This window comes from Bacillus sp. 204(2023), from assembly GCF_037027505.1.
Lineage (GTDB): Bacteria > Bacillota > Bacilli > Bacillales > Bacillaceae > Bacillus > Bacillus subtilis.
Map to the genome: position 1 here is coordinate 1 of NZ_JAXCHE010000005.1, position 13,311 is coordinate 13,311.

Consider the following 13,311-nt stretch of genomic DNA (forward strand, 5'->3'; position numbering starts at 1 on the left):
GAAGAGTTTCTTGTGTGGAACATGAGAAAGACACCGTCCTTTTCAGTCTTTCTTTTATTTTATTACAGGGGAATTGATATTTTAAGGGAAAAATAAAGGCTGTCGAGATTTTCTCGACAGCCTGAAGCAAGAAACCTCTTGCTTCTTTATTTATCGTAATCAATGGCGGCTTTTGGGAGCCCGGTATACTTTGCCCAGTAATAAATCGCAAGTGAGCCGATCGCGACTAAAATGAGGTCGACGGGATTGCTGATAATCCCTAAACCATGTCCGAAAGAACCGATGTAGGAAAAGATCAGCATCATAATATAAAACCCGATAAGCCACCAGGCTGATTTCAGCTGCTGAGCGAGGCTGACATCTTCTTTAGGCGTATATTTGCTGAAACAGAGATAGATCAAAAACATCACGAGCTGTGAACCGAGCAGCCAGGAGACTGTTTTCCATCCTGACCAGTACACGATAAACGCTGTAAATATAAAGGAAAGCGGCCCGATAATGCTCATTCCCTTTAAATAAAACGGCCTGTTTAAGTCCTTCGCGTTGACCCTCAGCGCAGCTGAAGAAATGGGTGCAATCGCATATGAAAGAATGAGCGCGACTGAACAGACATTGACGAGCGCGTTCCACGAAGGAAAGGGAAGTGTCCAGAAAATGGACAGGGCAAACGAAAGCCAAAGTGAAGCGCGGGGTGTCCCCGTATCTTTATTGACCTTTGAGAATATGCCAAATAATGTGCCGTTACGCGCCCAGGCGTAAACAAGGCGGGATGTCGTATTCATAAAGATATTCCCGTTTCCTCCGGGAGACAGAATGGCGTCTAAAATGACAAGCGTTGCAAGCCAGCCTAACCCGAGCATGACCGCAATATCCTTAAACGGCAATGAGAACTCCCGGCCAATTGCCGGCCAGCCATGTTTCAGTGTTTCTGTCGGGATTGCACCAATAAAGGTGACCTGCAAAACAGTATAAATGATGGTAGAAACGATGATGCAAATGATTAAAGCGATCGGGATATTGCGTTTTGGATTTTGGACTTCACCTGCTACAGATACAATCGGGTGCAGGCCGAGATACGCAAACATGACGCCGCCTGTCGAGATTGCAGCCTGAATACCTGTAAATCCAAACGGTGCAAATCCTTCAACAGATAAATTCTCCGGCTGAAAATGAAAGATCAGTACAATAATGATGGTAATCGGCACAATATATTTAAAAATCGATATGATGAAATTCGCCTTAGCAAAGGTTTTGACGCTCCAATAATTCAGCAGGAAAAACAAGCATAATAGGGCAAACTGCAAGATCCAGCCGGAAATGGTCGGCGAATCAGACCCTTTAATGGTCAGGCCGGGAAACCAATAGGCCACATACTGGCGCACAGCTGTCACTTCAATTGAAATCAAGCTTGTATAAGCGACAATCGTGACAAACGAAATTAAGTAGCCGACAAGGTGGCCATGTGAATAAACGGGGTATCGAATGATGCCTCCGGTACGGGGCAGAGCGGCTCCGAGCTCTGCATATACGAGCCCGATTAACAAAATAATGGCTCCTCCGAGGATCCAGGAAAAAGCGCCGGAGGGCCCTGCTTTTGAAGCGACATTACTGACAGCGAACAGCCACGCTGATCCAAAGATGGCTCCCATCCCAATCAAAATCAGATCAAACAGCGACATTGATTTTTGAAAATTTCCTTGTTTAGACATTCGCTTCCTCCTTTGAAACCAGCCTTATATTCCTTACAATGCCCAATATGTAACAGAGAATACCGCTCCTAATAAAAAAACAGGGGCAGCCTGCGCCGCCCCTGTTTTTATTCATGAATCGAATCAAAGTGTTTCACTGTTATATTCTTGAAGGAGGCTGTGCCGCCGTCAGAATAAAGGGTAATGCCTTTATCTTCAGGCTTTGGGAAGACTTCATTTGAAAAAACGGTTTTCCCGTCGCCTACAAATACTTCTATCGTTGTTTTATCGACAAGTATTTTCAAATGCACCTTATGTTTGCTTACATTGTAAGGTGCTTTGCTTTCGACAAAGGTATTGCTTTTGTCAGGCTGATTTGTGGCTGCTCTATTGACATATGCATAGCCGCCTTCAGCGAAAATGCCGACATCAATATGGCGTTTTTGGTCTTCTGATTCTCTGAGCCTGACGCCTGCATTCTTTAGCTCTGACCAAGAAAGATCCGTATCAAGCTGGTACGTATCACCTGTTATCGACAATGTTTTTGATCCGTTCACATCCTGATCCTCTATTTCGTCAGTTGAAACAGTCAGCTGCTCCAAAGCTTCAATCGGCTGTGAGACGAGGCTGTATGTTCCACCCTGCTCCTTCAGCCGGAGTTCGCGTATGACAGAATCTGTGCCGTTAAAGCCGTTCTTCATTGTCGGGGTGTTGTTGGCATAATCCCAATTGTTCATCCAGGCAAGCGCGTACCGCTTTTCTAATGGATCTGTGCTTTTGCTGTCTTCGAACGTCACACCGCCATACCAGTCGAAGCCATAGTCAAGCCATTGGGCTTCAGTCTGATCCGCTTTGAATTCTTTTCCGTCGAAGCTTCCGGTCCAGTAGGCGTACGTATTTGGTTTGCCCCACGGTTTGCCGTTCGCGCTGGCACCGAGAACCCACTTATTCGTTCCGTCGCTTGCCCGCATCATGTAGAGGTCGGGACATTCCACCATTCCCGCCTGTTCTGGGAAGAATCCGCTTGTGTAATGCCAGTCCTTAAGATTATCGGATTCATAAAAGCCGATTTTTGATCCTTCAGCCATGACCATGACCCATTTGTTATCCTGGTCATCCCATATGACTTTCGGATCTCTGAAATCGTCTGTACCCGGATTAGGCATAACGGGGTTGCCACTGTAGAATTTGAATGATTTTCCTTTGTCTGTGCTGTACCACAAATATTGTTCCTGTTTTTTGTCTTTGGCTGAGGGCTGTGTCACAATCGCGACAAGCGCATTTTTCCCGAAGCCGGCTGTGTTCTCTTTATCAACCACGACGGAACCGGTCCAAATGTCACCGTCCGGGTTTGTATATTTCGGAATCGCCACGCCTTCATCGGTCCAGTGCACCAAATCCTCTGAGACGGCATGGCGCCATTCTGTGCCGTTGCCTTTTGGGTAATCCCGGTTATATAGATAGAAATAATGATACTTGCCATCAAAATAGATCGGTTTTTGAGGGTCATTTTTCCATTTATCCGGCGTCGTAAAATGATATGCCGCCCGGTAGTCCGGCTTCTGTTTTGTTTTTTGGTCATGTTCTTCTTTTGGAAATAAGTCGATAAACAGCAATATTCCTAAAAAGGTTAGGAATACGGTTAGCCATTTGCCTGCTTTTATATAGTTCATATGGGATTCACCTTTATGTTGATAAGAAATAAAAGAAAATGCCAATAGGATATCGGCATTTTCTTTTGCGTTTTTATTTGTTAACTGTTAATTGTCCTTGTTCAAGGATGCTGTCTTTGACAACAGATGTTTTCTTGCCTTTGATGTTCAGCAGGAAGCTTGGCGCAAACGTTGATTGTTTGTCTGCGTAGAACCCTCTGTTTGTCATGTAGCTTGTAATCACGACATTGTTTCCTTTAGCTTGAGGTACAGCAAAGTGTGAGTAAGTAAAGGTTACATCGTTAGGATCAAGATCCATTTTTAACACAAGGCCAGTTTTGTTCAGCGGCTTGTATGGGCCAGTTAAAGAATTAGAAACATAGCCAAGCATGTAAATATCGTTAGACGTAATGCCGTCAATCGTCATTTTTGATCCGCGGGAGTCAGTGAACAGGTACCATTTGCCGTTCATTTTAAAGACGTTCGCGCGTTCAATTTCATCTGTTACTGTGTTAGATGCAATCAGCGGTTTCATCACTTTTTTCAGTGTGTAGTCATCATTTAGCTCGATCATGCCGAGGGCGCCGTTTGCTAACTCAGCCGTGCGTTTTTTATCGCTTTGCAGAAGCTTTTGACTTTCTTGACGGAAGAACGATGTGCTTTTGCCATAGTATGCTTTGTTAAATAAAGATTCTTCGCCTTGGTAGCCATCTTCAGTTCCAGTGTTTGCTTCAAATACTAAGTATTTGTGGCCTTTATCTTCTACGTAGTGAGGATCTCTCAGCGTATGGTTGTCGCCTGAGCTGTAGTTGCCTTCATCGATGAACTGCTGTACATTTTGATACGTTTTGCCGTCACCGTCAAAGATTGATTTATAATCCTCTACACCGTTGATGTTCAAAGAGCTGTCTGATGCTGATACGTTAACCTGTGCAGTTGTCAGTGTTTGTTTGCCGTAATGTTTACCGGAGAAATCAGTGTAGAATAAACGGATGTGACCGTCAGATGTGAATGTCGCTGAGCCAGACCATTCTTGTGTTTGGTCTTTCAGGATTGAATCATTTGCATCGAATTTGTCGCTGTCTTTGAAGACGCGGCCAGCGTTTTTCCAGCTGTCAATAGAAGTTTCGCCGACTTTTTGATAGAACATGTAAATCGATGTGTCATCCGCGTTTTTAGGATCTCCGGCTAATGCAAAGACGATGTGGTAGCCGTGATAGTTTGCGACAGTGCCGTCAGCGTTTTGTAATGGCCAGCTGTCCCAAACGTCCAGGCCTTTTGCAGAAGAGATATTTTTAATTGTGGACGAATCGAATTCAGGCACTTGATATTTTTTATTTTTTTGCTGTTCAGGGATTTGCAGCATATCATGGCGTGTAATATGGGAAATGCCGTACGTTTCCTTATATGGCTTTTGGTTCGTTTCTTTCGCAAACGCTTGAGTTGCGCCTCCTGCCAGCAGTGCGGTAGTAAAGGTTAATACTGTTGCTTGTTTTGCAAACTTTTTGATGTTCATCGTTCATGTCTCCTTTTTTATGTACTGTGTTAGCGGTCTGCTTCTTCCAGCCCTCCTGTTTGAAGATGGCAAGTTAGTTACGCACAATAAAAAAAGACCTAAAATATGTAAGGGGTGACGCCAAAGTATACACTTTGCCCTTTACACATTTTAGGTCTTGCCTGCTTTATCAGTAACAAACCCGCGCGATTTACTTTTCGACCTCATTCTATTAGACTCTCGTTTGGATTGCAACTGGTCTATTTTCCTCTTTTGTTTGATAGTAAATCATAAAAGGATTTGCGGAATACAGGCCTAAAGAACTAAAAAATCTATCTGTTTCTTTTCATTCTCTGTATTTTTTATAGCTTCTGTTGCATGGGCATAAAGTTGCCTTTTTCATCATAATTCAGAAAATATGACAATATCTCATTTTCCTATTGATCGATTAAAAAGGATCTCTAACTGAGGTCTTTCATATAAGATTAGCTGATGCCTTGGTGAAGCATGCCTCTTGGATTAAAAAGCAGTAATTCGTTTTGGGAACATGCTGCTGTTATTTCTATTTTTGAGTACAGTCGGGCAGATACCGTTTCAATGTCTGTAACGATCAATATAATAATGTATTCACTAGCAAAAAAAGATAGAAGCTTAAGGCTTATAAGGAGGAAAAAGTTATGCCGCCACGGCCAACTAAATGGATTAAGAGGAACGATCGACCGGAACCTCTTTTATCACCAAGTGTCATGCAAGGCAGAAATGGAAATACCCCGCCAGCTCAACAAAACCAGCTCTTCGCACCAATTACAGCAAATAGTAACCAGCCTATTTCTGCTTTCCGAGCTACCAGCAATGCGAATCTGTCAGTGGCTGCAAATGCAGCTAGCGGAGTCCTTTTTCAAAATGTGCAATTTGATTTAGCGAATGAATATAACCCTAACACATCTACATTTTCACCGAGAACAGCAGGCGTGTATTCTCTTAATGCATCAGTTGAGTTTCAACCGAATGCAATTGTTGACTTCAACTTAGAAGTCGTATTTCTCGTGAATCAAGATGTGGTAGGCGGAAATAACAAATCTCAAGCAGGGAACATCCCGGCAGTCGTAGCAATAACTGAAATTCTTCAGTTAAACGCCGGAGATACGGTGACAGTTGCAATGAGGAGTACTGCCGCCGGAGTCATTCAAGCGACTACGAGAACCCATTTTGCAGCCGCTAGAGTTCCTTCTCCGACTTCATAAAAGGGGATTTTTTGATTCATACAGATCTAATACCGCTATATTAAAGTTGATTTTTCCTGTTTGAGGATTGATCAGCTTTTTTTATTATCTTCAAAATATTTGAAACGTTAGTAGCTTAGTAACGTACAGAGATATGGGAGGTGGAGGAATGAAGCAGAATAAAAGAAAGCATCTTCAGACGTTATTTGAGACATTAGGCGAAAAACATCAGTTTAACGGGACGGTTCTGGCTGCGGAGGGTGGCGATATTTTATATCACCACTCTTTTGGTTATGCGGAAATGACGGAAAAACGCCCGTTGCAAACCAACTCTTTGTTTGAGTTAGCGTCTTTGTCAAAGCCTTTTACAGCATTGGGAATCATCTTGCTGGAGGAGAAGGGGATTCTTGGCTATGAAGATAAAGTGGATCGCTGGCTGCCCGGTTTTCCGTATCAGGGCGTAACGATTCGGCATTTATTGAACCATACGTCAGGGCTTCCTGATTATATGGGATGGTTTTTTGCCAATTGGGATTCACACAAGATTGCGGTGAATCAGGATATTGTCGATATGCTGATGAATGAGGGGCTGCCCGGTTATTTTGAGCCGAATGAAGGCTGGATGTACAGCAATACGGGGTATGTGCTGCTGGCGGTTATCATTGAAAAAGCGTCTGGTATGAGCTATGCGGATTTTATGAAAACAAGTATTTTTTCACCGATCGGCATGAATGAAACAAGAGTGTATAACAGGAGGCTTTCGCCTGAGCGAATAGATCATTATGCATATGGATATGTGTATGATGTACACTCCGAAACATACGTCCTCCCTGATGATTTAGAGGAAACGGACTATGTTGTGTATCTCGATGGCATACAGGGAGACGGGACGGTGAACTCTGTCACAAGTGATTTGTTTCGATTTGATCAGGCTTTATATGAGGACGATTTAATCAGCAAGGCTTCTAAGGAATCCGCGTTTTCTCCAGTGCGCCTCAACAATGGAGAAACAATTGATTATGGCTTTGGCTGGGTACTGCAAAATAGTCCTGAAAAAGGGCGGATTGTCAGCCACAGCGGAGGGTGGCCCGGCTATTCGACGTTGATGATCCGATATATCGATCATCGTAAAACACTGATCTATTTGAGTAATAAGGAAGAGGATACTGAATATGAACAAGCGATTCTGAAGGCGGCGGAACATATTCTATTTGGCCAGCCATATGAGGTCCCGGAACGTCCTGCTGATAAAAAGAAAAAAGCAATTGATACGGCGATATACAGCCGCTACGTTGGCAGCTACTTGTTTCAGGATGGGACGGCTGCACAGGTGACAGCCCAGAATGAAAGGCTTTATTTGGAGATCACTGGACAGCTGAGACTGGAGTTATTTCCTTCCTCGGAAACCCGTTTCTTTCTACGAGCATTGTCTGTTGAAGTCGAGTTTATGTTAGGCGAGGATGCTGCGAAAAGCTTTATCCTCTATGAGGATGGCTCAGAAGAAGAAGCGGTCCGTACGAATTAGAAAGGAATGAACTAGATGATCGGAATATTAGCCGGAATGGGGCCGAAATCGACCTCGCCGTTTATTGATAAGGTGATTGATTACTGTCAGAAGCTGTATGGGGCTTCAAACGATATTGACTACCCGCACATGATGATCTATTCATGCCCGACGCCCTTCTATGCAGATCGTCCAATTGACCATGACGAGATGAAAAAAGCGATTATCGACGGAGCGGTAAAGCTCGAGAAAACAGGCGTGGATTTCATTGCGCTGCCTTGTAATACAGCGCATGTCTACTATGAAGAGATTCAGCAGGCATTGTCGGTTCCTATGTTGCATATTGTTGAGGAAACGATAAAAGAGATTCCGCATCCCGCAAAAAAAGCGGTGGTTTTAGGAACAGAGCCAACCATCCAATCCGCCATCTACCAAAAAGTTCTGAAGGGAAATGGACAAGAAGTTATTTACAAGGACCATTGGCAGCAGGCTGTGAACCAGCTTATCGCCGCAATCAAACAGCCAAATCATATGCAGCATACACAAGCATTGTGGCAGACGCTATATGAAGAAATCAGTCAGCATGCAGACATCATCATTTCAGCCTGCACGGATTTAAATGCGGTGTTAGATCATATTCAAAGTGAGATTCCGATGATAGATTCCTCTGCCTGTCTTGCCAAAAGCACTGTCAGCACATATCTTGCTTATCAAAGCTAGCTTCAGACAAGGACTGTCTTCAAACAGTCCTTGTTTTTTTATGTTCCTATTGTTTGACAGTTAACTGCAATGGTGTTAAAGTAAACATGTAAATAGTTACATGATTTTTTTCTGAAGGTGAGGTGGTTCTCGTGAAGAATCCGGTTTTAAAACCATTCGCCTCTTTAGAAATCAAGGTTGATCCGCCTATCACGATTGGTGAGACAAGCCTGGGACTGAGACGATTCATTCCGATTCGTTCGGGAACAATAACCGGGGAAGTAAAGGGACGTATTTTGCCGGGCGGTGCCGATTCACAAATGATTCGCGCTAACGGCAGAACAGATTTATCTGCCAGGTATGTGATTGAAACAGCAGATCATGAACTGATTTACATTGAAAACAATGGAATACGGCAAGTCAGCGAGCCGTTTCGAAAACAAGCGGCAGCCGGGGAAATTATTGAACCGGAGCATGTTTATTTTCGTACGGTACCGACGTTTGAAACAGGCAGTGAAGTCTATCAATGGCTCCATGACCGCTTGTTTATCGGTTCCGCAGAAAGAACCCCTGATTACGTTCTACTAGACATTTATGAAGTACAGTAAAAGACTAAGGAGAGTGTGTAAGATGGAAAACTTTATCGGAAGCCACATGATTTATACGTATGAAAACGGATGGGAATACGAGATTTATATTAAAAACGACCATACAATCGATTATAGAATTCATAGCGGAATGGTTGCCGGGCGCTGGGTTCGGGATCAGGAAGTGAATATTGTCAAACTGACAGAAGGCGTATATAAAGTGTCTTGGACAGAGCCGACTGGCACGGATGTTTCATTAAACTTTATGCCAAATGAAAAACGCATGCATGGCATTATTTTCTTCCCGAAATGGGTGCATGAACATCCTGAAATTACGGTTTGCTACCAAAATGACCACATTGATTTGATGGAGGAATCCCGCGAAAAATATGAAACGTATCCAAAATACGTTGTACCTGAATTTGCGGAAATTACATTTCTGAAAAATGAAGGAGTCGACAACGAAGAAGTGATTTCGAAGGCACCTTATGAGGGAATGACAGACGATATTCGCGCGGGAAGATTATAATAAACATAAAAACCCGGAAAAGAGAATTACTTCTCTTTTCCGGGTTTTCTTTTTGCTGAGTATGCGGGAACCATCACAATTCCCGCGAAAAACAGTATGATGCCAGTCCAGCGCATAGGCTGGTAATAGACTGTGTCCCGTAAACATACCACGGCCGACAAAATAATGATACAAGCTGCCACAACAATGGCAGCACCAATGTATCCTGTTTTCCCCATATTTATTCTCCTTTTGAAGGGAATAGCTTCTGCCTTTTTTCAGATTCGGGATCGTTTTCGATCGTAATCTCTGAGTCTAAAATCAGCGTCTCTCTCGTTTCTTCATGATACGCCGGCCAATTCACAGCTTCGGTGCTTGGGTTTCCTGTTTTAGCGAACGTGATCCACGCTGATTGTATCGTGTGAGAAAGCTGTTTCACCTCATCCGTAATCTCCGCTTTTGCCATTCGTTCCAATCCGTCCAGATTTCCAAAGACAAAAGGAAGTTCTAATGCGTGAAACGCTTTATTGTACGGCGGCTTCTTCGGGTGCCAATCGAACCTGTACATCCAGACAGGGGCGTAATGAGACTGTGCGGATGCATAGGCGACGGCAGGGCGCCAAAATAATAAATCAGTCATCATATGAATTTGGCTTTCCAGAGAACGCGGATACAAATCGGCAACTTTCTCTGCCAGCGGCTTCCCTAGTAAATACTCGAGCGCTGCATCAAGCGTTTCTTGAGAATGAACGTCTGAATCCGGGGTGAAAAATAAATATCCTTCATCACGGGTTGTTCCGATTAATAGCGGAATGCCGGAAGCAGCCCCTTCTGCGATCGCTTTTTCTGGTTCTTCAGGCAGCGTTTTCGGATCAAGGGCGGGCTGAAAGAACAGCTGAAAGATATTTTCTTTTTCTGCGATCCGAAGCTGATCGGCCGCTTTAAGCAAATCTTCCGCTGCTACAGTATGCAATCTGTCCAGCTGGCTCTCATTAATCCCAAGGACTTGTAAAAAGGCAGCCGCAGTGCTCGCCGCTTGTTCTTTCGTCATCGTTCGAGAAGCGCCGCTTTCCATGATTGCTTTCTGGAACAGGCCTTTTGCCGCAGGCATAGCAAGCAGCGCGGCAATGCTCATCCCGCCGGCGGATTCTCCAAATACTGTTACGTTATCGGGATCACCGCCAAACGCTGAAATATTCTCCCGCACCCATTTCAGCGCTGCGGCTTGGTCTAAAAGCCCAAGGTTATCGGAATACGCCTCATCAAACGAAGACAAGTGCAAAAAGCCAAACGGCCCCAGCCGATAGTTCAATGTAACGACAATGACTTCTCCCTGTGCCGCAAGTTTTGATCCGTCATACAATGGCTCACTGCCCGCTCCTAGATAAAAAGCGCCTCCGTGAATCCACACCATGACAGGAAGATTTTGACTTGGAGTGTCAGGCGCAAATACATTGACATACAAGCAATCCTCGGACTGGCGGGGCAGCTCTGTATACGACAGTGACAGCAAATCAGACGGCTGCGGGCAAATAGGGCCGTACGCTGTGGCATCAAGCACATCTTCCCACACTTCAGGCGGCTCAGGTGCTTTAAAACGCCATTGTCCGACAGGCGGCTTGGCATAGGGGATGCCTTTCCACTTATGTACGCCGTTTTCCGTTGTGCCTTTTACTTTGCCGTATTGAGTCGTTACTATTTGATGAGTCATTGTGTTCTCTCCCTTTTTCCCCCATTATAAACAGATTTCCCCTATAGATGCGAACGTTAGCCCTTTAACCGATCATCATCTTCCCATTGTTTTTAAAAAGGATTTGACTTCATGGACAGACAAGCCGATTTCTCTTGCCTCCGCCATCAGCGCTTTCCATTCTTCTATATTGGATTCCGTCAGTTTGCGGTTGCGGTAAGAGGCAGTTTCAGGCTGTTCTTTCTTGAGTCTGTTCGTAAAAGTGAACAATTCTTCTTTTTCCATCCCGGCTTGTACGGCTTGCACTAAATGTACGCGCCATTCTTCTTCACCGCCGCTGATTTTTTCATACATCATTGTTTCTGCGTCAAATAATTCTGTTAATTCAACTTCCAGTGTGGCAGAAACCTTTTTTAAAAATTGAACGGACGGATTCGTGTGAACGCCTCTTTCAATCTTGCTTAAATAGGATTTGGATACGCCTGACTCAACAGCCAGCTGATTAATAGAATAGCCTTTTCTTTTACGGTACAAACGGATAATTCTTCCAATCATAATATGAAATTCTCCTCTATTCCTGTCGTTATTTCGTTCATTATAAGGAATTTTTCGTTCTTTATAAAATTTAAAATAATAAGGGAAGTGCAGTAAATTAGAGGAAAATCATGATTTTGTTCTCTAAAGAGAACTTATTGGCTTATTTTGCAATTTTTAAATAATAACGTTTTCTTTTATAATCCAATCATTAACAGAAAGGGGCGCGGGAAGCCAGCCGCGGGAAGGCTGAAGGCTATGAATACATGAATGAGAATATGAGTTTCAAAGAATTATATGCGATTGTCAGACACAGATTCGTGCTGATTCTGCTCATCACAATCGGCGTCACCCTTATGATGGGTTTTGTGCAATTTAAGGTCATTTCACCGACCTACCAGGCGTCGACACAGGTGCTGGTTCATGAATCAGACGGTGAAGAAAACTCGAATCTCAGTGACATCCAGCGAAATCTTCAGTATAGCAGCACGTTCCAATCGATTATGAAAAGCACTGCCTTGATGGAAGAAGTTAAGGCGGAATTGCACCTAACTGAATCGGCTTCCTCGCTGAAAGGAAAAGTAATCACCAGCAGTGAAAATGAATCAGAAATTATCAACGTTGCCGTCCAGGATCACGATCCGGCGAAAGCGGCTGAGATTGCGAACACGTTAGTGAACAAGTTTGAAAAAGAAGTAGATGAAAGAATGAATGTACAAGGCGTACATATATTATCAGAGGCGAAGGCTTCTGAAAGCCCGATGATCAAGCCGGCCAGGCTGCGAAATATGGTCATGGCTTTTGGCGCTGCTGTCATGGGCGGCATTACACTGGCATTTTTTCTGCATTTTCTCGATGATACGTGCAAAAGCGCACGGCAGCTCAGCGAGAGAACCGGATTGCCATGCTTAGGCTCCGTTCCTGATGTCCACAAAGGGCGGAATCGCGGGATAAAACATTTCGGGGAGTGAAGCGAGTGATCTTTAGAAAAAAGAAAGCAAGGCGAGGTTTGGCTCAAATATCTGTTTTACACAATAAATCAGTTGTTGCGGAACAATATCGCACCATTCGGACAAACATTGAGTTCTCATCTGTCCAGACCAACTTGCGATCTATCCTCGTCACCTCCTCTGTGCCTGGTGAAGGTAAATCGTTCAGTGCAGCGAATCTTGCGGCTGTCTTTGCGCAGCAGCAGGAAAAGAAAGTACTGCTGGTGGATGCCGATTTAAGAAAGCCGACCATCAATCAGACGTTTCAGGTTGATAATGTAACCGGGCTGACAAATGTGCTGGTCGGTAATGCTTCACTCAGTGAGACGGTGCAAAAGACGCCGATCGATAACTTATATATACTGACAAGCGGGCCGACCCCGCCAAACCCGGCAGAACTGCTGTCTTCAAAAGCAATGGGAGATTTAATATCTGAGATCTATGAACAATTCAGCCTCGTCATCTTTGATTCCCCTCCGCTTTTGGCTGTTGCAGATGCTCAGATTCTAGCAAATCAAACAGACGGAAGCGTGCTCGTCGTTTTAAGCGGAAAAACAAAAACCGATACCGTTCTGAAAGCAAAAGATGCACTGGAACAATCCAATGCGAAGCTGTTAGGCGCTCTTTTAAACAAAAAGAAAATGAAAAAATCGGAACACTATTCCTACTAGTTTTTGTAAAGGTGATGTCTCCTGACCTGTATCAATGGAGGCACTCGGCTCTGCTGTGGGCAGCTGAAGTT

Annotated in this window: 13 protein-coding genes; 7 read left to right on the forward strand and 6 right to left on the reverse strand. The window is 44.1% G+C overall.

The features are described from left to right. Window positions 1-146: 146 nt before the first annotated feature. The 3 genes from aspP to sacB form a co-directional block, all read right to left on the reverse strand. The gene (gene aspP / locus WA279_RS11525) at window positions 147-1,709 is read right to left on the reverse strand and encodes an aspartate/proton symporter AspP (protein ID WP_015384716.1); all 1,563 of its coding nucleotides are present in this window, start codon (window positions 1,707-1,709) and stop codon (window positions 147-149) included. A 107-nt stretch (window positions 1,710-1,816) separates the two neighbouring features. Then, a complete protein-coding gene (gene levB, locus WA279_RS11530) occupies window positions 1,817-3,361 on the reverse strand; it encodes a 2,6-beta-fructan 6-levanbiohydrolase (protein ID WP_251188187.1) in 1,545 nt (514 codons plus the stop codon). A 73-nt stretch (window positions 3,362-3,434) separates the two neighbouring features. Next, window positions 3,435-4,856 carry a levansucrase gene (gene sacB / locus WA279_RS11535; RefSeq protein ID WP_251188186.1) on the reverse strand — a complete coding sequence of 474 codons (1,422 nt, stop codon included), beginning with the start codon at window positions 4,854-4,856 and terminating at the stop codon, window positions 3,435-3,437. Window positions 4,857-5,581: 725 nt separating this feature from the next. Here sacB and WA279_RS11540 point away from each other — a divergent pair. The 5 genes from WA279_RS11540 to padC all read left to right on the forward strand — a co-directional run bounded on the left by WA279_RS11540 (window position 5,582) and on the right by padC (window position 9,377). After that, the gene (locus tag WA279_RS11540; RefSeq protein ID WP_336155549.1) at window positions 5,582-6,079 is read left to right on the forward strand and encodes a C1q-like domain-containing protein; all 498 of its coding nucleotides are present in this window, start codon (window positions 5,582-5,584) and stop codon (window positions 6,077-6,079) included. Between the two features lie 148 nt (window positions 6,080-6,227). Continuing rightward, a complete protein-coding gene (locus tag WA279_RS11545; RefSeq protein ID WP_336155448.1) occupies window positions 6,228-7,583 on the forward strand; it encodes a serine hydrolase in 1,356 nt (451 codons plus the stop codon). Between the two features lie 15 nt (window positions 7,584-7,598). Continuing rightward, window positions 7,599-8,282 (forward strand): broad specificity amino-acid racemase RacX, encoded by a 684-nt coding sequence (gene racX / locus WA279_RS11550; RefSeq protein WP_336155450.1) that lies wholly within the window; start codon window positions 7,599-7,601, stop codon window positions 8,280-8,282. 131 nt (window positions 8,283-8,413) lie between these two features. After that, the gene (locus WA279_RS11555; protein ID WP_336155451.1) at window positions 8,414-8,869 is read left to right on the forward strand and encodes a DUF3237 domain-containing protein; all 456 of its coding nucleotides are present in this window, start codon (window positions 8,414-8,416) and stop codon (window positions 8,867-8,869) included. A gap of 22 nt (window positions 8,870-8,891) precedes the next feature. Further along, entirely contained in the window at window positions 8,892-9,377 is a 486-nt protein-coding gene (gene padC, locus WA279_RS11560; protein ID WP_003228238.1) for a phenolic acid decarboxylase, read from the forward strand. Between the two features lie 26 nt (window positions 9,378-9,403). Here padC and WA279_RS11565 read toward each other — a convergent pair whose 3' ends face one another. The 3 genes from WA279_RS11565 to slrR form a co-directional block, all read right to left on the reverse strand. Next, on the reverse strand, window positions 9,404-9,595 hold the full coding sequence (locus tag WA279_RS11565) for a hypothetical protein (RefSeq protein WP_003228241.1): 192 nt from the start codon (window positions 9,593-9,595) through the stop codon (window positions 9,404-9,406). 2 nt (window positions 9,596-9,597) lie between these two features. After that, window positions 9,598-11,067: a para-nitrobenzyl esterase gene (gene pnbA / locus WA279_RS11570; protein WP_336155452.1), complete on the reverse strand. Its 1,470-nt coding sequence runs from the start codon at window positions 11,065-11,067 to the stop codon at window positions 9,598-9,600. A gap of 75 nt (window positions 11,068-11,142) precedes the next feature. Next, window positions 11,143-11,601, reverse strand: coding sequence for an HTH-type transcriptional regulator SlrR (gene slrR / locus WA279_RS11575; RefSeq protein WP_014478046.1), 459 nt, complete (start codon window positions 11,599-11,601; stop codon window positions 11,143-11,145). A gap of 245 nt (window positions 11,602-11,846) precedes the next feature. Here slrR and WA279_RS11580 point away from each other — a divergent pair, with 245 nt between their 5' ends. Both WA279_RS11580 and epsB read left to right on the forward strand, forming a co-directional pair. After that, window positions 11,847-12,551: a YveK family protein gene (locus WA279_RS11580; RefSeq protein ID WP_336155453.1), complete on the forward strand. Its 705-nt coding sequence runs from the start codon at window positions 11,847-11,849 to the stop codon at window positions 12,549-12,551. A gap of 5 nt (window positions 12,552-12,556) precedes the next feature. Next, window positions 12,557-13,240, forward strand: coding sequence for a protein tyrosine kinase EpsB (gene epsB / locus WA279_RS11585; RefSeq protein ID WP_336155454.1), 684 nt, complete (start codon window positions 12,557-12,559; stop codon window positions 13,238-13,240). Window positions 13,241-13,311: the final 71 nt, after the last annotated feature.